A 22,740-nucleotide genomic window follows, 5' to 3' on the forward strand; every position below is an offset into this window, starting at 1 on the left:
GCGATGGACGAACCCACGCAGACGGACGTCGTGATTGCAGGTGCAGGAATGGGCGGGCTGACCGCCGGGGTCGAAGCCGCCGAGCGCGGCGCGTCAGTCACGGTGCTCGAAAAGGCCGACTCGGTCGGCGGGTCGCTCGCGCTTTCGGCAGGCCTGGTCTGGACACACGAGGACATGGAGCAGACCCAAGCGGAGATACCCGGGGGCGACGAATCGCTCCAGCGACTCGTCGTCGAGCACATCGACGAGGGGTACCAGTGGCTGCGGGATCACGGTCTCGAACTGACCGAACCGCCATTTCAGTTGCGCGACGACCGCGAGGTGATGCCGCCGGAACCGGGCGTCTGGAAGCGGATGAACGTCGAGCGGTTCATCGAGATGGCGACAGAAACGATCAGGGAGCACGGCGGGGAGATCCACTGTGAGACGCCACTGGAAACCGTCGAGCGCGGGCCAGACGGGAGGATAATGGGTGTCGTCGCCCGCGACGGCGACGACCTCGTCACCATCGACGCGCCGTCGGTGATCCTCGCGACCGGCGGGTTTCAGGGCAACGAGCAACTCGTACAAGAGTACATCACCGAGCGAACCGACCGACTGTGGCTCAGGTCGAACCCGCACAGCACGGGCGACGGATTGCTCGCGGCGCTGGACTGTGGCGGGAAATCCTCCGAGGGGATGGGGACGTTCTACGGCCACAACATGCTCTCGTCGCCGGGGGCGTTCGCCACGGACGAGTTCGTCGACCTCTCGCAGTACTACGGGCCGCGAGCAGTCGCGCTCGACGAGGATGGGCAACGATTCACCGACGAGTCTGAATCCGCCTTCGAGTACACGCTCGCACAGGACACCGCAAAGCGGGCGGACGGGCGGGCGGTGCTCGTCCTCGACAGCGCACTCTACGCGAGCGAATCGGTCGGGCCGATAGGCGAGGAGGTCGACCGGGCGCGCGACCACTACGACAGCAGGGTTGCCGTCGCGGAGTCGCTTGACTCCCTTGCCGAGACACTCGCCGCGTGGGGGATCGATGGCGGTGAAGCTAAAGCGACGATCCAATCGTACAACGAACACCTCGAAACTGGTGCGAGCGAGCAACTCAACCCCTCACGTGAGCGGTATCACAACACGATCGACGACCCGCCCTTCTATCTCGTCGAGGTGCAACCGGGGATCACGTTCACGATGGGTGGGATCGCGGTCACGCCGGACCTCGAAGTCGTCGACCGGGCCGCGAGCGACTCAGGACTCGACCATCCCACCGGTCCCGAACGGACGCGGTCGATCCCGGGGCTGTACGCCGCGGGCGTCGACGTCGGCAACGTCAGCAACAGAGGGTATCTCGGCGGTCTCGCACAGTCTCTTTTAACAGGGATCGTCGCGGGACAGAACGCGTCGTCGTACGTGGACGGTCGCTGAAACTCGTTCTGGCGACCTCCGTCCATGATGACGGAGATCCCAGCATACTAATCCAGCGGCGTGTAGAGAGACACTAATGACAGACCATCATCACGCACACGACGCGACGGAGGTTGCGTTCGCCGTGTTGACGATTTCGTCGAGTCGAACGGCAGAGACGGACGAAAGCGGCGACGCACTCGTGGCGACGCTCGAAGACGCTGGTCACGCTGTCGTCGCCCGTGATCTCGTCAGCGACGACAGACAGGCGATCAGCGACCGGGTTACCGAGTTCGTCGCTGACCCGAACGTGGATGCGGTCGTGACGACCGGTGGTACCGGACTCACGGCCGACGACGTGACCACGGACGCGCTCGCGCCGCTGTTCGACCGCGAGATTCCCGGCTTTGGCGAGGTGTTTCGCAGTCGGTCAGTCGAGGACGTCGGCCCGCACGGCCTGTTGACGCGGGCGGCGGCTGGCATCGTCGACGGCGTTCCCGTCTTCTGTCTGCCCGGCAGCGAACAGGCGGCGACGTTCGGCGCGAGCGAACTCGTCGATCCGATCGTCGAACACGTTGTCGGCCTCACGGAAACGAACGAGCAGTCCGGTTCGGAATCGCTCACCCACGTCGACGAAGACGGAACCGCGCAGATGGTCGGTGTCGGTGACAAACCGGACACCGAACGGCGGGCCGTCGCGCGCGGCGAGATTCACCTGCAACCGACGACTGTCGAAGCGATTCGTGAGTCGGCCGTCGAGAAAGGCGACGTGCTCGCCACGGCACGGATCGGCGCAATTCAGGGTGCTAAACACACCTGGGAGTCGATTCCGATGTGTCACCAGATCCCCATCACGAACGTCGACGTGGATATCGAACTCGATGCGACGTGCGTCACGTTGACGGTTGCGGTCGAAACCACGGGAAAGACTGGCTGTGAGATGGAGGCACTCGAAGGGGTCACGACCGGACTGAACGTGGTCTGGGACATGGTGAAAGCCGCCGAAAAGGACGCGGACGGCCAGTATCCGACGACGCGAATCGACAACGTCCGCGTTCTCGAAAAGCACAAGCACCGAACCTGATTCGGGGTGATCTCGATCATACGACAATAGGACTACAGGAGTTCGTCAGACGTCGTAGATAAGTTTAAGTTCTGTCGAATAAGACATTCGAGTAATGACACCAGTTCCCTACACCGACGGCCCCCGGCGTCGCCAAGCAACAGCGGTGACTCACACCTGTCCCGACTGTCCTGGACAGCTCACGCGACAGCATGGGTCACTTGTCTGCTCGGACTGCGGCTACGTTCCGAGACACGGGGCGGATTAGTCTCGGTCTGACTTGCCGAGAAACCGGTTACGGATCGGTAGCGAGCCCCCACGAGACGCGGTCCCAGAGTCGCTCGTATCCGTAGTACGTCCCCGTCTTGATGATGTTTGCAGCGAGTCCGATGCTGATACCGTCGGCTGTACGTACGTAAAAACATTCGCCACACTGGGTGGCGAATTATTTTCGAGATGGTACAGCCGACAGTATGAGCGCGTCGCTGGTGTTACTGCCGCTCTGTATCACAGTACTATACGGAGTCACACTGTTTGTCGACCGTCCTCGGGCAACAGTTTCGCCGACGTAAGTATCATTCAGCTAGATATCCTGCACTGATCGTAGTCTGCTGACTATGAAATTCCTTCTACAACGTGAACTCCCTAACTATCAAAATAGTATATTATATTGTTTTTCTAGAGTTTTTCTTCATCGGCCCGTTATACTGTTTCGTTCGACGACGGAAAGCTGCCGGAGAACCAGGTTGGTGATCTCGGTCTATCTTGTCCCATAGCGACCGTAATCCGGTTCAATCGGGCGAATTACTGACGATACGAGGTCACTAATACAACTCAGATAATCATCTGCCATTTTTATCAATATATTAAATAAATATCCAGAATAAGTCGATATATCGATGTAATCTATCCTATTTCGATAGCACTCTATACTCTTTCCTTCCCGTTTCCAATATGTGTTTTCTCTTCTAGGCTGGAGGAACAAAGCCAGAAGTTAAAATATATAGAAATTGGTACATATGTACTGTATATTTATTTCTATCATTTCTAGACGTTGCAGCAAACTCTGTCGGAACGTGATTACGCTCATTTGTTTTTATCTCTGACTCCGTACTCTGAACACTGTCCGCCGATGTCATCCAAACATCTATGTTGGTCGCACGAGTTCCTTCGAGTGATACCGTTCAGAGGTGCTTACAGATGAGACACACTTCTGCCGAATCAGGTGCCTGGAACCGACTCGCCAGTGCGGCGTTCATCTTGCGGAATTCGGCTCGTTCGTTCACCAATCTTGGGCGTGATCGTACTGTTCGACAGACTAGCTATCCCCGCTGTTTCGTGGACAGATGAGTCAGGCACGAGCGCTCGTCGGCGAGACTTGGGAGGGGACGTTCACCCTTGATCGATGGCTCTCCGTTCTCTGGGCCGAGGCCACTCGGAACGATATGGAACTCTTCCGAGACGGGAGCCACGGGCCGCTTGCTCCCCCAACGCTTGCAGTTGTCGTCGGTCGTGAGGGAGCGGGAACCGGTGATATCGAAGGTCGACTTCGTGACGGGAAGTGGGACGATCCCTCCGTGTTCCTCGGTAGCCATCGGTTCACCTACAACCAACCGCTTGAGTGGGGACAGACCTACCATGTAACGGCCGAGGTCACCGATCTTGAGCAGAAGAATGGCTCCTCCGGTTCGTTCTCCCTCTTGACAGTTTCCTACGACGCTACGACTGCAAAGGGAGAGACCGTCTTCGAGATGGCGACGGATCTGGTCGTCCACGAGGAAGGAGGGTCAGAAGAGGGTAGCTCAGACTCTTCAAGCGGTCGTTCGAGTGCCTCGGAACCTGGACGTAGTGTGGCAGACACAGTTTCCGACAAGGACGCAGTCGTCCGCTTCGAGGAGGTCAGCGCGGCGGAGATGCAACTCATGACTGCTCTCGTCCGTGATCCCACCCCGATGCACTACGATGCCGAATCCGCGCTTCGGCAAGGGTTTCCGGGACGTGTCAATCAGGGTCCGATAAACGCGTCGTACGTGGCACAGGCCGCGTTTGCTGTCGCGGAGTCTCCCGCTGATCTGCTGTCGTTGGATGCTCGATACGAGGGCTTCGTCTTCGAGGGTGATGACGTAATCGCAACTGGTTCGGTCGAGGAGCACACCGAGTACAACGACGACACCGTGCAACTAACACTGAAATTGCTGAATCAGCGTGGTGATCTTGTTCTCTCTGGCAGCGCAGCGATTCGTATGAGCACGTGAGAGCCAGCATACAGCTCTGGAAGGATACTAACTGCGTGCTATCGTTATTGTCTGAACGGTGTCACAGAGATATTCCTACCGACAGGTCGGACGGCTGTTACGCTGGTTGTGACGCCCTATTGAGGCCAATCTCTCTGACATATCGATAGCTGGATAGAAGACAGACGAGGCCGCCGAGAACCTTGATCGAGTTCGACGGATGGATGAGCAGGATCGAGGCCGCAGCGAATCCGGCCCGCTCGATTTTGTTCAGCGGGAACGAGATGTAGCCAATCACGGCGACCGCCAGCGCGGTAAATGCTACCATGGCGGATCCAGTCGCAGTCACGATGTCGACCCAGGAGCCGTCCAGAAGCAGTGCTGAGTCGTAAACGAAGGCAAACGGCAACAGGAAGGCTCCGAGTGAGAGCTTCCATGCCCAGAATCCGCTTCGTATTGGATCGCTCTCGGCGATTGTCGCAGCCGCGTAGGCCGCGATACAGACCGGTGGCGTGACCATCGCCATCAGCCCAAAGTAGAAAATGAATAGATGCGCCGATAGTTCGGGGATTCCCATGTCGACGATCCCCGGTGCGACCAGAATCGACAGCAGAATATAAACAGTCAGCGTATCCGAGGACATCCCAAAGATGATACATAGCACCATGGTCAGTACCAGCGCAAGGAGGAGGGACTGTCCTGCGAGATCGGTCAACACTGACGAGATCGCAAGCCCGATCCCCGTGAGACCGATGATGCCGAGCACGATCCCGATACACGCCGCGGCTGCGACAATCGGTGCTGCGCGCTTTGCACACAACTCGAGAGCGTGCATGAACTCGTTGTTGACGGCGGTATTGTCACTTGACCGCGGATCGTACAGTCGAGCACCGGGAATGACGACCGTGAGCGCGAGCAGAACACCAATCGCCATCACGATCGCTTGCCGAACGCTGCTTCCATCGAACAGCAGCCACAGCAAGGCGATGACGGGAATAAAATAGTACAGTCGAGTTACTACCGACCGTTTGCTCGGGATCTGATCGTCTGGTAATGGTTCGAGGTTGGACTTCTTGCTCTGCAGGTGTATCATCACAAATGCACAGAAGAACGTGAGCACCGCCGGGATCACTGCTGCGGTGATAATTCGGTTGTAGCTGATCCCCGTGATGTCCATCATCACGAACACGGCTGCCCCCATCACTGGCGGGAGTAGTTGCCCGCCCGAACTCGCCGCACTCTCGACACCAGCCGCGAACTCCGGGTTGTAGCCCTGGTCTTTCATCGTGGGGATCGTAAACGCGCCAGTCGTCAGGGCATTAGCAACGGCGCTGCCGGACACCATCCCCATGGAGGCGCTGGCGATGATTGATAGTTTTGCTGGTCCACCCTGAACTTTCCCGACGAGTACCTTCGAGAGGTCGAGAAACATCTTGCCACCGCCCGACAGTTCGAGGAGTGCACCGAACAGCACGAACAAGAACACGAAGTCAAACATGACCCGAAGCGGAAATCCAAATATTCCTCGTGTGGTCACGTACATCTGTGTCATAATCAGATCTGTCGAGTAGCCTGGATGGCCGAACGGGGCCGGGAATATCGGGCCGAGATAGGCATAGATGAGAAAGATTACCGTGAAGATAGGGATCGCCCAGCCGATCGTTCGGCGCGTCGCCTCCATGGTAAGAAACATCGCAACGGGTGCCATCAGAACTTCATACGACTGAATATCACCGGATCTGGCGATGATGTCCGACGAGAAGACGACGAGATATCCGAAGACGACGACGGAGGCGAGTATCAAGAGGGCGTCTATCGCCTGGAGCACTCGTTCGTGCTGTGCGATACGATTCAGCGAAACGGTGTCCGTCAGCGGAAATCTCGAAAAGATATACACGACGATCAACAACAGGAACGACGCCAATCGTTCGAACCGATTGAACGAGAACGTCAACGCGACGTACAACACCAGAACCGTCATCAGGATCGCTAACACCTTGTGATGAATCTGACTATCGTCGACTGGAGTGAATGTCTCTTTCTCTATGTTTGAATTTTGCGTGTCAGCGCCCATTGTAATTACCTCGATCTCTGAAATCTTTCCTTTCGCTCTGTGCCCGAATTATACGACGCCTTCTTCCTCGAAGTACTCCACAGCGCCGTCGTGGTACGGCACGCCGATATCGAAGTATCCCATCTCGGGATTCAGTCCCTGCGAGCCGATATTCGCCTCCTGGATCGGCTCCGAGTTTTCGAGTACTGCCTCGACGAAGGCGTAGACGATATCGTTCTCCATACTCGGATTGCACGCCCAGAAGCTGTTCGTGCCGATGACCTGTGTCGTTGTATCGTAGTTTTCCAGCATATCCGGGGTGAGCTCTCTGGAGACCGTCCCCGGGAAGATCTCCTGCCAGGCTTCGATGTTGTCGTCGGAGAATGGAACCACACGAAGATTGTCGCCATCGTTTGCAAACGCGTCGACTGGCCGTGAATCGTGATTGATCCACCAGGCATCAACGACGCCGTCTCGAAGCGCTCTCCCACCTTCCGTGGGCGACATCGGCTCGTTTTCGACGTCAAGTCCCAGATGATCCATGTAGGCGGTGTGTTGCCCGGAGAGTCCACTCCCCTCTGGCCCTGCAGTAATCGTCTTCCCCTCGAGGTCTGCGATCGATTCGATGTCGGAGTCTTCCTGCACGACATAATACTGGAGGACGAGTTCGCCGCGAGCCATGAGCCGAATCTCCTTTTCTTCCTCGAACATAGCTTCCCCATTATACGCGAACGTACCGATCGAGTCGACGGTTGTCCCGATGTCGGCTTCACCGTCGTGCAGGAATCGCATGTTCGCGACTGATCCGTCCGACGTGCTCACTGTCGCCTGGAGCTCCGGATCCTCGGTATTGTCGGGCAATACGTCGACTAATGGGGCGGACATAACGTAATGCGACCCGCTCTCTGCGGCTGTAGAAACCGTAAGCTGAACGGTATCTCCGCTGCTTCCGAGACAGCCAGCTAAAGCACTAACACTTCCGATACCTGCACTGGCGATGAACGATCGCCGTGATATCCGTGGCATGGTATAGCACCGCTTTTCTCGGTGATCACTTAAACCTATTGGAACACAGGATATTTTCTTCTTGTACCTAAAGCAAGTATTGGTGCCGTTTGAGTGCTATTCTCGTTGCACTGCTCCACATTCGTGTTTGAGAATCCGGGTCTGAGAAGTATCTGGCTGGTTGAAAAGCCGCCTGCTGCTTCGCTCCGATTGTAGAACCGGATGCGTGCAACGATCGACCGAACAGCCCGTCCAGTTACCCCAGCGCTTTCAGTTCGTCTTTCAGCACGCTGCCACCGCTCGGATTCCGGGGAATCTCTTGAATGAATGCCACCTCTCTGGGACGCTTGTAGTCGGCGAGGTGGCTCTCCTTACAGAATTGTTCAACGTCGGCCCCGTCGAGTTGTGCATTCGGCTCAGGGACCACGAACGCCTTCGGTGTCTGCCCCCATTTGGGATGGGAGACACCGAGGACGGCAACGTCATCAACAGCTGGATGACCAAGTAACACGTTCTCTATCTCGCTCGGGTAGATATTCTCACCGCCACTGATTATCATGTTGTCTTTCCGGCCCTCGACATAGAGGTAGCCGTCCTCGTCGCGCTGTCCGAGATCACTCGTGAAGTACCACTCGTCGACAAACACTGAGTCGGTCTTTTCGGGCAGATTGAGATAGCGATCCATTACGGACTCGCCCTTGACGATTATCTCGCCGGTCTCCCCAGGTTCCACCGGAGCTTTCGGATCTGGCTCACCATCAGGTTCGACTACCCTGACTTGCTGGCCCATATGTCCTGTCCCACAAGACTCTGGTCGTTTGTGACTTTCTTCGGGCGGAAGCGTCGAGATCGGTGGTCCTACCTCAGTCGCACCGTAGATGAGCGAATGGGTATCACAAAGAGTCTCGTGGCATCGACTGCGCAGTTCCTCGGTCAGCGGTGCACCCGACGCCCACCAGAAGCGCAACGAGTCGAGGTCATAGTCGCCATCCGTTGCTGCTTTCGAGATTCGGTCGTACTGTGCTGGAACACCACTGAGGACGGTCACGTCCCACTTCTCGATGGCATCAAGCGTCCGTTCGGCATCGAACTGTCGGAAAATGATACTGGGGACCCCGAACTGTACGAACGGCATAAACCCGGTGTACAGCGGACCGCTGTGAAAGAGCGGCAGGGGATTACAACTCACATCATCGTGACGAAGTCCAAGCTCCGAGATCATATTCATGTTCACGAACACGCGATCCGAGTGGTTGTGAACGACCCCTTTCGGCCTGCCGGTACTGCCAGATGTGTAGAAATACCCATCTTCGGCGTCGGGGCCGACTGTAATGCCCGGTGGAACCGTTGAGGATTCTGTGAAGTCATCGTAGCTCTGATAGTCGCCGTAGTTTCCGATGGTCACAAGATGAATGTCCCGTTCTGCCAACTCCTCTTCGATCCCGTCCAGTTCAGCCAGCAACTCCGGTTCTGCGACCAGACACGCTGGGTTCGCGTCGGTCAACACGTGTTTGACATCCTCTGTATCGAAACGAACGTTGATGGGCGTCACTAGCGCACCAATCTTTTGAGTAGCAAAGAGCGTCTCAACGAACTCGATGGAGTTACGCGAGAGGACGGCGACTGGGTCACCAGACCCGACGCCAATATCGAGAAAAGCGTTTGCAACTCGGTTTGCAGCCTGGTCCAGCGCAGCAAACGAGCGGGTCCGTGTCTCGTCTTCTGAGACGCACGCGACTGCAAGGTCGTCTTCGAAACGCGCTGCTGACTGGGCCAGCATCTGTCCCATGTCCATTGTTACGATGCGACCTTCAACAGCGACAATATATAAAGGTATTGGTAAGGGTTGGCAGCCTTGTTCGTACTACCTGAAGTATTCGTTAATCGGGTTCCCCTGTCCCAGAACCACGTACATTCCCGAATACGGCATACGACTATCGGTCCGAGAATACCGAAGAACACCTCAAAATTATATAAATATCCAAGATTATCCTATACTGCTTCCTTCAAGCCTGTGTAAGATATTTTTAATATGTATGCATATATCTGGCAAAGTATTTGTGATTCGACGATATACGTCGTGTATGGCCAACCCAAGACGGGTCAAAGCAACAAACCGGACGTTCGATATTCTCGAAGTAGTGAATGAGCAGAACGGGGGGAGTTTGAGCGACCTCCTGAAAGAAGTCGACCTGGCAGAGAGTACACTATATGATCACCTAGAAACCCTGAAGGACAACGGTTTTGTCGTGAAAGAAGGCAGTGAATACAAGATAAGCCTCAAATTTCTCGACTACGGAATGGGGGCACGGGAGCAAAAAAAGATAGTACCCGTGTCTGGTGATTCACTCACACAACTGGTGGAGAAAACAGGCGGACTTGGACTCATTAGTATCGAAGAACAGGGTTGGTGTGTCTTCCTCAAGAAAGAGGTTGGAGAACAGGGGGTCTCTTCAATCGCTCGGATCGGCCGCCGTGTTCCAATGCATGCCTCTTCATCTGGAAAAGCAATGCTTGCGTTTTATACAGAACAGAAAGTGGATGACATTCTCGAAAGACACGGGCTTGATTTTTACACAGAACAGACAATTGTAGAGAAAGAAGAGTTGCTGGAAGAGTTGAGCCAGATACGCGATTCGAAGGTAGCGTACAACGATAGTGAGCTGGTTGTCGGGTCTCGTTCCGTTGCAAGTCCGATTATTCACAACAACCGGGTTTACGGCGCGATCTCAATTACGGATTCGAGACAAAGAATCGATAACGAACGATTCCGAAACGAGCTGCCAGAACTTGTTTCGGCAGCAGCAAACGATATCGAGCTCCGGTTAGGCGACCATAATGTCCATATTACTGGATCGGGTCAACGCTGAAACCGAAGAGCGCGTATTGCTTGTTTCCATCACTAGCCCTCTCCCAATTCTACATGAATTATCTTAACAATTTGCTTCGGTATTCTCGAAGTGATATACCGAGACCTGCACTACAGACACCGTCATTTTATGGTATTCAAAGGCGTTATACTGTATTAGTATCCAATATTAATGTAGAACCACCGTGGCAACTGAGATGAGGTATAAAGAACTGTTCTCTCATTACAATAATATGGCTGTAATACACTTGCCTTCGGGAGCCACACCCCACCAACTGAACGTAACTTCCGTATACTCGAAATTGTCGCGGCTATGTCCGTCGTGAAGGCACGCCGATGATCATCGAGATCCACCTTGGCGATGAAAACAGCCAGACAACACTCACTCAGTCCTATGGTTTTCCATTTAGCAGAAACAGGTGAGCCCATTTCGTGGACAAATTGGAGATCAGAAGAATAATGATAGCCACCCTTGTCCGGGAGAATATGGTCCGTGAAAACATGACGACACTCGTAGTTAGTGGAACCGCAGATTCTGGAAAGGAAGTTGCGCGGAAAGTGGCTACCGCCGGTGGTTCCGTCGGGTTCACCTACAACAACTCGAAGGATGAAGCTGAAGAGTTACTGGACGAGTTGAGTGAAAAACATGAGTCTTGGAACTGTGATATTACTGACCCAGATGATGCCGAGTCAGTAATCAACGATGCGTTCGAAACCCTCGGCGAGATCGACGCAATTGTCTACACCGTCGGGGTTATTTCCAAAGCCGCGATTGACGACACTTCGCCTGAGGACTGGCAGAATCACCTGGATGCGAACGTGACAGGTGCATATAATCTTATACATGCTGCCGCCCCTCATCTCAAGGATCAGGGCCACGGGTCGATTGTGGCGCTATCTGCTTCCGACGGGATCATTCGAGGTGATGAATTTTCGGCGTATGATGCGAGTAAACGTGGCCTTGAAGCACTGGTACAAGAGACCGCTCGAGAATTGGGTCCACATGGAATCCGTGCAAATATTGTAGCTCCTGGCTTCATTCGTGACCCAGACGCCCTCTCTGAAGATCAGCGCCAGTATCTCCTGGATCAGCAGCCCCTAAAGCAATTAACCACACCCGCGGATATTGCTGAGACCTGTCTCTACCTTTGCTCGGATAATGCCGCCAAAATAACAGGCGCTGTCCTCCCTGTCGATAGTGGACTCGCACTGTAACGGAAAACAAAGGACCACCATTCGTTTCGAATATAAATCGAGAGATTTAGATCACCAGCACCCACTCCTGCTGAACTCGGCGACCGTCGCAGATACCGACCGGTTCAATTTCTCTGGGAGTTCTCTCTATATCACGATCATTACTCCGTGGTGGCTTTGTTCATAAGAATAACTACATTTACCAAAACTACAGTATACTATATTATCAATCATTTCTAAGACTGATGTCTGTGATGTGGCCTGCCCAGAAACACTCATATCAATTATTATCTTGAGAAATATATGTGTATTAATCCTCAGAGCCGTTAAAAGCACAAATAAATTTTGTTATTTGGACAATAGTTGTATATATTGAAAAAATTTTATCTCTGTAGTGGCTCTGATATCGAAAAGACCGTTTCTCCGTCGCAATCAGCCGAATTCTGCTATTGACTACAGAAATTCGCCGGTTCGTGCAACCTCGAATAACTATGGCGCTTAAATATAATTTTTATGGTGTATGTATACTAGTATAGGATTATTATACTTACTTTGTTTGTGTCTGATTGTGTAGCAGACACGTTCCGAGAGGGGTTCGATCACTCGGGCGTTCCGACGAGCACGATCCGGAGGTCGTTGACGTTCGTTCCGGTCGGGCCGGTCCGGATCAGCGCCTGTTGGCTGTCGAGATACGAGGTAACGTCGTGTGCAGAAAGCGCGGTGCGTGCCTCGGAGGCGGTGTCTCCGAGCGCGTCGGCGTCGAGAATGGCTCCAGCGGCGTCACTGTTGCCGTCGATACCGTCGGTGTCCACCCCGACGACGAGGATGTCGTCCTCACATGCAAGCGCAGCGCCGAGAACGAACTCCTGGTTCGGCCCGCCTCTCCCATCACCAGTGACAGTTACCGTTGTCTCTCCGCCTGAAAACAGCGCGACCGGTGGGTCGAACGGTCGGCCCTGTTTTAGACACTCCCCCGCAATCGCGGCGTGGACCTCCCCGACTGTTGCTGCTTCACCCTCGATTTCGGCCGAGAGAATTGCCGTCTCGTAGCCATCCTCCCGCAGCGACTGCGCGCTCGCTTCGAGCGCCGTGCGGCCGTCGGCGATGATCTGATTCGTGACGGGGTCGAACAGCGGGTCCGACTCGTCAGGAGTCTCCGGGCGACGGCCCGCCGCTCCTGCAGTGAGCTGTTCGTCGACACTCTCTGGAGAGTCGATGTCGAAGCGGTCACAGACCGCGAGCGCATCCTCGTAGGTCGTCGGGTCCGGCGTCGTCGGGCCACTGGCGATCACGTCGAGTCGATTTCCCACGACGTCGCTCACGATGACGCCGACGCTTTCGGCCGGTGCGAGCGCACGAGCGAGTTGACCACCCTTGATCGTCGAGAGGTGCTTGCGGACAGCGTTGATGTCCCCGATCGGTGCGCCGCTCCGGAGCAACTGGTCGGTCACGTCCCGATACTCGGCAAGTGAGACGCCCGCGACCGGGGCACACAGCAGGGCACTCCCGCCACCGGTGAGACAGACGACTGCCAGATCCGACTCGGTCAGTTCCGCTGCCTGTTCGAGCAGCCGTTCAGTGCCGTCGACGTTCGCCTCGCTCGGAAGCGGGTGTGTCCCATCGAGTACGTCGACGACACTCGGTTCGCAGGGGTCGTCGGTCACGACGATACCGCTGTCGAGCGCGTCGCCAAGTACGGATTCAACTGCCCGAGCCAGCTGGCTGGCCGCGTTCCCGCCTCCGAGAACGACGACGCGCTCGTAGTCGTCGAGTTCGAAGCGGGCGTCGCCGATTTCGAGGACGCTTCCGTCGAACCGAACCGAGCGTTCGACGGCCCGTCGGGGGCTGGCGGCGTGGATACCCGACTCGATTGCATCGAGCGCGTCGCTGTGGCGGTTCGTCGTGGCGACCTGTTCCCTGTTTTTGATCATACTTCCATATGCAACTGGCTGGTTTATCTTTGTTTACCCAGAAAATGGAGTTCCTGAGGGGGATGAGGGTGGGGATTGACATATCGATCCGACTTCTGGAACTCCGCTTAGACGTACCTGTCCAGAGCGGATTAAGATTTACCATTACGTCCCGACCAAACCAGACGTGCAGACCGGATGTGGCACAGGCGCTTCGCACTCCCCGTCGGAATCTTTATTTTGGTTCCGTCGGAACGCAAGCGTATGTCGTTAGAGATCCACATAAACGTGGGTGGCTGTTTTCAGACCCCCGCTGAGGATATCGAACTGGCGAAGGAAGCGGTCGACGCCGGATTCGATGGCGTCTGGATCGGAGACCACTTCCATCCCTGGTTGGACAACCGTCCGTACACGCACAACGTCTTGCCCTGGCTCGGTGCGTTGATGAACGAGGTACCCGAGGTTCCAGTCGGGACCTCCGTTTCGTGCCCCCTCTTCCGGTACGAACCGCCGGTGTTCGCACAGGCGATTGCGACGCTCGACAACATGTTCCCGGGCCGATTCGAGCTAGGCGTCGGTGTCGGCGAGGCGCTGAACGAGTCCCCCTTCACCGATACCTGGCCCGAGTGGGACACCAGAGCCGAGATGCTCGTCGAATCCATCGAGATCATGCGAGAGCTATGGAACACGCAGGACTACATCACCTACGAGGGCGAGCACTACCAGTACGAGGACATTCAGGTGTTCACGCCGCCGAAATCCGACATCGATATCAACTGGGCCGCCTGGGGGCCACAGTCGAGTCAACTCGCAGGCGAGTACGCCGACCACGTGTTGACCGCGGGTGGTCCGGACCTGATCGAGGACCAGGTGATCCCGAACTTCGAGAAGGGGCGCGAAAGCGCAGGCAAGCAGGGCAGTCACCACGTCACCGACGAAATCGTCGCGAACGTCGGCGACCCGGACGAACTGGTGGCAGAAGCACGCGAGCGGGGCGAACTGATCCCTATCGACGAACTCGACAACCCGGATCCGCGGTCGATCCAGTCGGTCGCGAACGACCGCCTCGCAGAGATGAGCGACGAGGAGGCACAGGAGGCGCTGCTCATCGCCGAGGACGCGTCCGAACTGGTCGAGACCTTCGAGGCGTTCGAGGCGGCTGGCGTGACACGCCTGCTCGTCACCTTCAATCTTGGCGACCCCTCCCACGCGGTCGAGGAGTTCGGCGAGAAGGTTCTGCCCGAGTTCTGAACTAGTCCTGCGCTTTGACTTCCTCGTGGATATCGTCCAGCAGCGACCCCATCTCCTCGCGGATGTGCTCGAAGATGGTTTCGCCTTTCTCGGCGGACGCGAGCGTCGGGTCGCCCATAATGCCGGTGTCGGTGTGGTCGGCGAACGTACTGTAGGTGCCAAGTGGGCCGCTGCCAAACAGGTCTTCGAGTAGCAGGTCGTTTTTCCGTTCGGCGTACACCGCCGTCATCTCGTCCTCGTCGACCAGTTCGGGGCGCAGGTGGAGCATCAGCGACGTCTCCAGTTCGCCGCCGTGCATCATCCCACCGGGGTCGCTATCTCGCACCTCCTCGATCAGTGACGACGCGAGATAGAAGTACGTCAGCCCCGATACCTCGATATCGGGGTGTTCCTCGCCGATCTTGTTGATCGCGGTGCTGATGAGCGACATGTTCCCGCCGTGACCGTTGAGCAACAGGATGGCGTCGAAGCCGTTGTCGAGTGCGGAATCGCCGACCGACTCGACGAGTTCGAGCATCTCGGAGAATTCGAGAGAAAGCGTTCCGCCGAAGGGCATGTGATGGGAGGAAAGCCCAGACCAGATAGGCGGCGTGACGACGACCGGAACGTCGTCGTCTGCGGCCTCCGCCCCTGCGTGGGCGGCGGCGTCGACGAGGATCGTATCAGTCGAGACGGGGAGGTGGTCGCCGTGCTGTTCGATGCTCCCGATGGGGACGACGACGATAGAGCCGTCCGACTCGCCGATCGACTGTATCTCGGCGTACGGTTTCCCTGCCCATTCGGTCGGTTTGCTCCCGAAGGTGTCGTAGACCATACCCGTGAGCACGGAGAGCGGGAGGAAAAATGTTTCTCCGGCGGCGCTTGCTGTGTCTCTCTTCGTCGACGATAACAATAGTAAAGAACGGGGAGCGTAATCAGTAGATATGCGAATCGGACGATTCCACGCAGACGGTCGCGATCGTATCGGCGTCTTCGAGGACGGAACAGTACGCGACGTCACAGATGGGTTCGAGTCGTTCCGCGAGACGCTCGCGAACCCAGACGAAGCAACTGCGGTCGACGGTGAGACATTCTCGACCGACGAGATCACCTATCTACCGCCGACGACCAGACAGAACACGGTCTTCTGTGCCGCGCTCAACTACGAGGCACACGCCGAGGAGTCCGGCAGCAGGGTTCCAGATCCGCCACTCGTCTTCATGAAACTCCCGCGAACGCTGGTGGGCCACCAGCAGCCGATCTCCTATCACACCCGCGTCACGCAGGAGATCGACTACGAGGCCGAACTCGCGGCGGTCATCGGTGAATCAGCCCGTCACGTCTCCCCTGACGAGGCGCTCGACTACGTGGCCGGGTATACGATCCTCAACGATACCTCGGCCCGTGACCTGCAGTTCGGCCTGCAGATCGGCGACGAGGGGAAACTCGACTGGTTCTCGGGGAAGGCGATGCAGAACACCACCCCCGTCGGCCCCTCCGTTGCTGTCGACGAAATCGACGACCCGCAGGACCTCGACATCGCCTCGACGGTCAACGGCGAGGTGCTGCAGGACGACAACACGGAGTGGATGATCCAGTCCGTCGCGGATCTCGTCTCGTTCGTGTCGAGTCGGGTCGAACTCACGCCCGGTGACATCATCGCGACGGGAACGCCGGAAGGCGTCGGCACATTCCAGGACATCAAACTCGAAGACGGTGACACCGTCGAGGTCGACATCGAGACGCTCGGCACGCTGTCCAATACTGTCGAAGCAGTCGAGTAAGTCGTCGGACGTACCACAGAACAGCGACGGCGTCAGTTCGGCTCGAACTGGTAGTCGTGACCCGGGACGACCAGGTCCGGATCGAGTTCCTGCACCATATCGAGCCCCTCGTGGATCTGCTCGACTTGCTCGTCTGTGTACCAGTGTGAGAGGTTCCGCTCGGTGTAGTCAGTTTTCGTCATCGCGAGGTCACCGATGATCGCGATTTCCTGGTCCTCCGTTTCGACCCAGACGGAGATGCTGGCGGGCGAGTGACCCGGCGTCGAGAACGCCGAGACGCCCTCACAGAGTTCCATCATCCCGTCGTCCTCGGAGACGGTCTCGACGCCGTCGACGCGAGCGGTTGTGAGCGCGTCGATGAGTTCGGGCCAGTAGACTTCACGGGCGGCGTCGAGTTCACCCTCGCCGATGACGAGCGTGCTCTCGGGAAACATGTGGGTGCTCGCCATGTGGTCGAAGTGATAGTGCGTGACGAGAACGATGTCGATATCCTCGGGCGTCAGTCCCTTCGAATCGAGCGCTCGCCCGACGAGGCCGTAGAATCCGACGTGGAAGTTGCCCGGGTCGACGAGAATGTTTTTCTCCCCCTGAATGAGCGTCGTGCTGCTGATCGGGAGAAAGCCGAGGTTGGTGTCGAAGATGACGTTCTCCTCGGGGTCGATATCCATCATTCGCTCCATGCCGTCGAGTTGGGTGTCGGGGTCGCCAGCCATCTGATACACCGGCGACCCTTCCCAGAGGCTAAAGCGTATCGTGAGCGGGTCGATCAGGACGTCGACTTCGGGGGTCATACGTGAGTCACCTCCGAACGCGCCGCAGTGGTTGCGTGCCTCTCGACGGTACTCGTGGTACTCGATGGCATGTGTGATCCTCCATGGCGATCCATAATAGAAGTTCCGATGCAACCGAACGCACGTCAGTTGGTCACTGCGGTTCTCCTGCGAAATCGAACCACTCAGTTGATCTCGGCGATTGCCTCCTTGACCCAATCGAGGTTTCGTTCGGGGAGGAGCCCGTAGTTGTAGATGGTGGCTTCCGAAGCACCCGCCTCCTCCAGCGCGACGATCTGGTCGATTGCCGTCTCCTTCGAGTCGACGAGCGGGTGGCCGGGGAGCAGACCGGCGTGAATCGGCACGTCCGACACACGCTCGGTCGTCTCCTCGTACGTCTCGACGACCTGCTCGGTCTCCGGGAAGTAATCCATGAGCGTGAAGTAATCCACCGTCTCCTGCAGGGCGTCGAGGTCGAGTCCGTGCATCCAGGAGTTTTCGACGCCACGCATGCCGATGAATGTCCCGATGTCGGCGTCCATGTCGGCGGCAAAGTCGCTGTACAGCGCGTTGAGTGTCTCCTTGCGAACGTCCGAGTAGGCTTTGACCGTCTCGTGGTCTCCGATCCACTCCGTGGGGTCGGTTTCGGGGTCCATCTCCCCTTCTGACAGCGCCACGATGGTCTCCTGACTCTGCTCGCGAGCGGTCTCGACGTCGACACCGGCCTCGCGGGCGTTCTCCTGGCACTCGTCGCAGAAGCACAGTCCGAGTAGGAACTCACCGAGGTCACCGATGTCGGTGTGGAACTTGTCGTGATGCCAGCCCCAGCCCGAACCGTGGAAGTAGTGGAACGTCTCCAGCAGGAACTCGTCGAACGGGTACTCGTCGATGTCGGACAACATCGTCTTCATGTACTTTTGCACGGCGGGCTGTGAGGGACAGAGCCCGAACACGAGCGGGTCACCGAAGGGGCTCTCGATGGCGTACTCCTGGTGTTCCATCCCGAGTCTGGAGTTGTGACAGCCGACGATCCACGCGTTCAGGTCGAGCGGCGAGTCCGCCACCGCATCTGCGATCTGTCCGATCCAGTCTTCCTCGCCCATCTGCGGGTTCGTCACCGGCGCGAGTTCACCGTACTCGTCGCTTGGCTGGTAGTACGAACTCGCGCGAGTGAAGAACGTCTTCTGCTCGGGATTGTGGGGGCTGAACGATTCGACTGTGTGGTAGTTAGCGGTCACACAGACGCTGTCGACGCCGATGTCGACGAGTTCCTCGACTGCCTGTTCCGGTCCTTTGTCCACGATGTCCCAGGGGTATGCCCACATGCCGACTTGCATACCAACGGCTACTCAGAATTGGCTGTTAAATCTTTTGCTGGGGTCACTCGACGGCCGCGAGAGCCGGTACTTTCAAAGTAATTCCCCGCGAATTCCGGCTATGGCACCGGACGTAGCAGCGACGTTCGACGAGTATCGCACGGACCATCCAGATGCCCGTTTCACGGAGTGGCTGCGAGAGTTATCGGAGCCGATGTGGTCGCGGGGCCTCGACCACTGCTTTGTGACGGAACTGGCCGAGGGAACCATCGACGACGAGGTGTTCGGGCGGTATCTCGTGCAGGACAACGCCTTCGTCGAACATCTCGTGGGACTGATCGGACACGCCGTCGGTGACGCGCCGACGATGGAGCAAAAGCGCCGAATCGAGGGCTTTCTCGCCGTTCGAACCGGAGACGGTGACAACCAGTACTTCGAGGAGACGTTCGAGCAGTTGGGCGTTCCCCCGTCGGAGCGAACGGACCCCGACCGGCATCCGGTGACGGAGGCCTTCGCGGACATCCTCGCACGCGGCGCGTACGAGGGTGACTACGAGGAGACCCTCGCCGTGTTGTTGCCGACGGGCTGGTTCTACCTCGAATGGGGCGACAGCATCGTCGACGCGGAGCCGGGCGAGGACTACCTGCGGGAGTGGATCGACATCCACACCGCCGAGTCACTGTACGACTTCGTCGACTGGCAGCGGGCCGAACTCGACGAGTTGGGGCCTTCCCTTACCGAACGCAGACAGCGCCGCGTCGGTCGGCACTTCCGGCGGACGATGGTGCTCGAAGAGGCGTTTTTCGACATCGCGTACGACCCCGACTCGTGGACGCACCATCCGCTCTCGGAGTACTAACGGAGCAGCCAGACGACGTGAGAGGAGCATCGAGCGAGTCGGTCGGAGACACTGCGACGCTCAGTCGTCGCTCTCGAGGATGTCGAGTTGTGGCCGTTCGGTTTCGTCCTTGTCGGCCATGATCTCGTCGTCGAACAGGTGACAGTGGATCTCGTGTCCCGATTCGACGGGGACGTCGGCCGGTTCCTGCGTTTCACACTCCGGCATCGCGTACGAACAGCGCGTGTGGAACCGACACCCGCTCGGGGGGTTTATCGGACTCGGCGGCTCCCCCTCGGGGGTGATGCGGTCGGTGTCGACCGTCGGGTCGGGGCGGGGGATCGACGACAGCAGCACCTCCGTGTAGGGGTGATACGGTCGCTGGAAGATCTGGTCGACCGTACCGATCTCGGCGATCTCGCCCAGATACATGACTGCGACCCGGTCGGAGATGTGCTGGACGACGTTCAGGTCGTGTGCGATAAAGAGGTAGGTGAGGTTGTACTCCTCCTGCAGGTCCATGAGGAGGTTGGTGATCTTCGCCTGCACGCTCACGTCGAGCGCGCTCACGGGTTCGTCTGCGACGATAAAGTCCGGTTCGACGGCGAGTGCTCGCGCGATGCCGATCCGTTGTTTCTGCCCGCCGCTGAACTCGTGGGGATAGCGGTTGATGTGGTCTTTCGAGAGTCCGACCTCTTCGAGCAGTTCGCGGATCCGCTCGTCTTTCTCCTCGTCGGAGTCGACAGTGCCGTGGATTTCCATCGGCCTGCCGATAATCTGTCGGACGGTGCGTCGCGGGTTCAGGCTGGAAAAGGGGTCCTGAAAGATGATCTGAAGATCCGAGCGGTACCCTCGCAGTTCGCGTTTCCGCATCTTCGTCAGGTCCGAACCGGCATACAGAACGGTTCCGTCGTCCGGTTCGTACAGTTGGAGCAGGGTGTGGCCGAGCGTCGTCTTGCCACAGCCACTCTCGCCGACGAGACCCAGCGTCTCCCCCTCGTTTATGGTCAGCGAGACGTCGTCGACCGCGCGAACGTACTCCGGGTCGAAGCGCTGTTTGAACCAGGAACTCGCCTCTGGGGTGAAGTACTTCCGGACATCCGTGGCCTCCAGAATCGGCTCTCCGGGTTCGCGCTCGGCGTGTTCGTCGGTTTCGGCTGTCAGTTTCGTCTCGGCCTCGAAGTCGATTTCGTCGGTTCGGATACACGCCGACGTGTGGTCTGATTCCCAATTGACGGTCTCCAGCGGTGGCTCTTCCTCCTTGCACTCGTCGGTCGCGTGCGGACAGCGCGGATGAAACGAACAGCCGGAGGGAGTTTCGATGAGATCCGGCATCAGTCCCTCTATCGTCTGGAGACGCGACCGTGGGTCGTCGAGGCGCGGAATCGCCTTCATCAACCCGACGGTGTAGGGATGACGTGGCGACTCGAACAGTTCGTTCGTCTCGCTTTCCTCGACCAGTTTCCCGGCGTACATGACGCCGACACGGTCACAGGTCTGTGCGATGACGCCCATGTCGTGTGTGATGACCTGGATCGCAAGGCCATACTCCTCCTGGAGGTCGGAGAGCAACTCCAGAATCTGTGCCTGAATCGTCACGTCGAGTGCCGTCGTCGGCTCGTCGGCGATGATCAGGTCCGGGTCACAGGAAATCGCCATCGCGATCATGGCGCGCTGGCGCATCCCGCCCGAGAACTGGTGGGGGTAATCGTCGATCCGGCTCTCGGCGTCGGGGATGCCCACGTCGCTCAGCAGTGTGATCGCCCGGTCTCTGGCCTCGGATTTCGAGAGGTCCAGATGCTCGCGGATCGTATCGACGATCTGGCTGCCGACGGTGAACGCGGGGTTCAGCGAGGTCATCGGGTCCTGGAAGATCATCGCGATTTCGTTGCCGCGGATCTGGCGCAGTTCCTCCGCCGAGAGCGACAGCAGATCCTGCCCTTTGAACCTGATCTCACCGCTGACGATGTTGCCCGGCGACTCGACGAGGTCGAGAATCGACAGACCCGTCACTGACTTGCCCGCGCCGCTCTCACCGACGATACCGTAGGTCTCGCCGCGTTCGATCTGGAAACTGACGTCGTCGACGGCCTTGACGATGCCCTGTTCGGTGTCGAACTGCGTTTTCAGCCCATCGACTTCGAGCAGCGGTGCGCCGCTCATAGGCCACCTCCCGCTTCGGTGTCGACGTCAGTTTTCGGGTCGAGCGCATCGCGGAGTCCGACCCCGAAGAAGGTCAGCCCCAGCACGGAGACCATGATGGCAAGCCCCGGGAATATCGTCGACCACGGCGCTCTGAGGATGTTGTTCTGTCCCTCGCTGATCATCAGCCCCCAGGTGATCGTCGGGAACTGCGCGCTCAGGCCGAGATAGGACAGGCCCGCCTCCGCGAGAATCGAGAACGCGAAGGTGATCGTCGCCTGCACCATGACGACGGAGATGAGGTTCGGCAGCATCTCGCGGAACATGATGTTGTAGCTGGTCTCCCCGTAGGCCTTGGCGGCAGTGATGTACTCTTCCTCCCGTATCGAAATGGCGCTTCCTCTGGTCACGCGGACCATGATCGGGACGAAGGCAATCGAGAGGGCGACGATGGCCTTGTTGAGTCCCGGGCCGAGAATCGTGATGATGACCAGCGCGAGCAGGATTGCGGGGAAGGCAAAGAGGACGTCGACGAATCGCATGATCGCCTCGTCGACGAGTCCGCGGAAGTATCCCGCGATGAGGCCGAGCGTCACGCCGACGGTGCCCGCGACGGTGACGACGACAGCCGCCACGTAGAGGCTCAACCGGGCACCGTGCATCACACGCGAGAGGATGTCGCGTCCCCGCGTGTCGGTCCCGAAGGGGTGTTCGAGCGACGGTGGCTGGAATCGCGCCGTGGCATCGATCGCAGTGGGGTCGTGCGGTGCCAGAATGGGGCCGAGAAGCCCGACGGCGAAGTACAGAACTGTCAACACGAGTCCGGCGACAGCGATCCGGTTCTGGAAGAAGCGACGGAGTACCTTGCCGAACCGCCCCTCTGATTGTAGCGCCCTTCGCACGCGGTCACGGAGGTTGGGTGTGTCCATGCTCATCG

18 protein-coding genes and 1 pseudogene are annotated in these 22,740 nt (G+C 57.8%); 9 read left to right on the forward strand and 10 right to left on the reverse strand.

The window, feature by feature from the left end:
- The first annotated feature begins 3 nt into the window (after positions 1 to 3).
- The 3 genes and pseudogenes from ACMGFL_RS01945 to moaC all read left to right on the forward strand — a co-directional run bounded on the left by ACMGFL_RS01945 (position 4) and on the right by moaC (position 2,479).
- Positions 4 to 1,416 (forward strand): FAD-dependent oxidoreductase, encoded by a 1,413-nt coding sequence (locus tag ACMGFL_RS01945; protein WP_436933851.1) that lies wholly within the window; start codon positions 4 to 6, stop codon positions 1,414 to 1,416.
- Positions 1,417 to 1,492: 76 nt separating this feature from the next.
- A pseudogene (locus ACMGFL_RS01950) lies at positions 1,493 to 1,957 on the forward strand (MogA/MoaB family molybdenum cofactor biosynthesis protein); the annotation flags it as partial.
- The gene (gene moaC / locus ACMGFL_RS01955) at positions 1,958 to 2,479 is read left to right on the forward strand and encodes a cyclic pyranopterin monophosphate synthase MoaC (protein ID WP_436936403.1); all 522 of its coding nucleotides are present in this window, start codon (positions 1,958 to 1,960) and stop codon (positions 2,477 to 2,479) included.
- Between the two features lie 274 nt (positions 2,480 to 2,753).
- On the opposite strand, the gene ACMGFL_RS01960 is transcribed toward moaC, so the two are convergent.
- Entirely contained in the window at positions 2,754 to 2,855 is a 102-nt protein-coding gene (locus ACMGFL_RS01960; protein WP_436936404.1) for a DUF2061 domain-containing protein, read from the reverse strand.
- A 949-nt stretch (positions 2,856 to 3,804) separates the two neighbouring features.
- Between ACMGFL_RS01960 and ACMGFL_RS01965 the strand changes: the two genes are divergently transcribed.
- Positions 3,805 to 4,713 carry a MaoC family dehydratase gene (locus ACMGFL_RS01965; RefSeq protein WP_436933852.1) on the forward strand — a complete coding sequence of 303 codons (909 nt, stop codon included), beginning with the start codon at positions 3,805 to 3,807 and terminating at the stop codon, positions 4,711 to 4,713.
- Between the two features lie 97 nt (positions 4,714 to 4,810).
- On the opposite strand, the gene ACMGFL_RS01970 is transcribed toward ACMGFL_RS01965, so the two are convergent.
- The 3 genes from ACMGFL_RS01970 to ACMGFL_RS01980 form a co-directional block, all read right to left on the reverse strand.
- Positions 4,811 to 6,766 (reverse strand): TRAP transporter permease, encoded by a 1,956-nt coding sequence (locus ACMGFL_RS01970; protein ID WP_436933853.1) that lies wholly within the window; start codon positions 6,764 to 6,766, stop codon positions 4,811 to 4,813.
- A 48-nt stretch (positions 6,767 to 6,814) separates the two neighbouring features.
- Positions 6,815 to 7,771, reverse strand: a complete 957-nt coding sequence (locus tag ACMGFL_RS01975) for a TAXI family TRAP transporter solute-binding subunit (protein WP_436933854.1) — start codon at positions 7,769 to 7,771, stop codon at positions 6,815 to 6,817.
- 235 nt (positions 7,772 to 8,006) lie between these two features.
- Entirely contained in the window at positions 8,007 to 9,545 is a 1,539-nt protein-coding gene (locus tag ACMGFL_RS01980; RefSeq protein WP_436933855.1) for a class I adenylate-forming enzyme family protein, read from the reverse strand.
- A 289-nt stretch (positions 9,546 to 9,834) separates the two neighbouring features.
- Here ACMGFL_RS01980 and ACMGFL_RS01985 point away from each other — a divergent pair, with 289 nt between their 5' ends.
- Both ACMGFL_RS01985 and ACMGFL_RS01990 read left to right on the forward strand, forming a co-directional pair.
- Positions 9,835 to 10,620, forward strand: coding sequence for an IclR family transcriptional regulator (locus ACMGFL_RS01985; RefSeq protein ID WP_436933856.1), 786 nt, complete (start codon positions 9,835 to 9,837; stop codon positions 10,618 to 10,620).
- A 431-nt stretch (positions 10,621 to 11,051) separates the two neighbouring features.
- The gene (locus ACMGFL_RS01990; protein WP_436933857.1) at positions 11,052 to 11,834 is read left to right on the forward strand and encodes an SDR family NAD(P)-dependent oxidoreductase; all 783 of its coding nucleotides are present in this window, start codon (positions 11,052 to 11,054) and stop codon (positions 11,832 to 11,834) included.
- 578 nt (positions 11,835 to 12,412) lie between these two features.
- On the opposite strand, the gene ACMGFL_RS01995 is transcribed toward ACMGFL_RS01990, so the two are convergent.
- On the reverse strand, positions 12,413 to 13,744 hold the full coding sequence (locus ACMGFL_RS01995) for a glycerate kinase type-2 family protein (protein WP_436933858.1): 1,332 nt from the start codon (positions 13,742 to 13,744) through the stop codon (positions 12,413 to 12,415).
- A 243-nt stretch (positions 13,745 to 13,987) separates the two neighbouring features.
- Between ACMGFL_RS01995 and ACMGFL_RS02000 the strand changes: the two genes are divergently transcribed.
- Positions 13,988 to 14,974 (forward strand): LLM class flavin-dependent oxidoreductase, encoded by a 987-nt coding sequence (locus tag ACMGFL_RS02000; protein WP_436933859.1) that lies wholly within the window; start codon positions 13,988 to 13,990, stop codon positions 14,972 to 14,974.
- Position 14,975: 1 nt separating this feature from the next.
- On the opposite strand, the gene ACMGFL_RS02005 is transcribed toward ACMGFL_RS02000, so the two are convergent.
- A complete protein-coding gene (locus ACMGFL_RS02005; protein WP_436933860.1) occupies positions 14,976 to 15,788 on the reverse strand; it encodes a creatininase family protein in 813 nt (270 codons plus the stop codon).
- Between the two features lie 109 nt (positions 15,789 to 15,897).
- Here ACMGFL_RS02005 and ACMGFL_RS02010 point away from each other — a divergent pair, with 109 nt between their 5' ends.
- Positions 15,898 to 16,737 carry a fumarylacetoacetate hydrolase family protein gene (locus tag ACMGFL_RS02010; protein WP_436933861.1) on the forward strand — a complete coding sequence of 280 codons (840 nt, stop codon included), beginning with the start codon at positions 15,898 to 15,900 and terminating at the stop codon, positions 16,735 to 16,737.
- A gap of 32 nt (positions 16,738 to 16,769) precedes the next feature.
- Here ACMGFL_RS02010 and ACMGFL_RS02015 read toward each other — a convergent pair whose 3' ends face one another.
- Positions 16,770 to 17,528, reverse strand: a complete 759-nt coding sequence (locus ACMGFL_RS02015) for an MBL fold metallo-hydrolase (protein ID WP_436933862.1) — start codon at positions 17,526 to 17,528, stop codon at positions 16,770 to 16,772.
- 164 nt (positions 17,529 to 17,692) lie between these two features.
- A complete protein-coding gene (locus ACMGFL_RS02020; protein WP_436933863.1) occupies positions 17,693 to 18,844 on the reverse strand; it encodes a hypothetical protein in 1,152 nt (383 codons plus the stop codon).
- Between the two features lie 100 nt (positions 18,845 to 18,944).
- On the opposite strand from ACMGFL_RS02020, the gene ACMGFL_RS02025 reads away from it, so the two are divergent.
- Positions 18,945 to 19,682 carry a TenA family protein gene (locus ACMGFL_RS02025; protein WP_436933864.1) on the forward strand — a complete coding sequence of 246 codons (738 nt, stop codon included), beginning with the start codon at positions 18,945 to 18,947 and terminating at the stop codon, positions 19,680 to 19,682.
- A gap of 60 nt (positions 19,683 to 19,742) precedes the next feature.
- Here the strand turns inward: ACMGFL_RS02025 and ACMGFL_RS02030 are convergent, their stop codons facing one another.
- Together ACMGFL_RS02030 and ACMGFL_RS02035 are read right to left on the reverse strand one after the other, a co-directional pair.
- Complete coding sequence (locus tag ACMGFL_RS02030; RefSeq protein ID WP_436933865.1) at positions 19,743 to 21,824, reverse strand: ABC transporter ATP-binding protein; 2,082 nt, start codon at positions 21,822 to 21,824, stop codon at positions 19,743 to 19,745.
- Positions 21,821 to 22,738 (reverse strand): ABC transporter permease, encoded by a 918-nt coding sequence (locus ACMGFL_RS02035; RefSeq protein WP_436933866.1) that lies wholly within the window; start codon positions 22,736 to 22,738, stop codon positions 21,821 to 21,823. Before ACMGFL_RS02035 ends, ACMGFL_RS02030 begins: the two co-directional genes overlap by 4 nt.
- Positions 22,739 to 22,740 lie beyond the last annotated feature (2 nt).

It is taken from the genome of Halovenus marina, assembly GCF_051414115.1.
Classification (GTDB): domain Archaea; phylum Halobacteriota; class Halobacteria; order Halobacteriales; family Haloarculaceae; genus Halovenus; species Halovenus marina.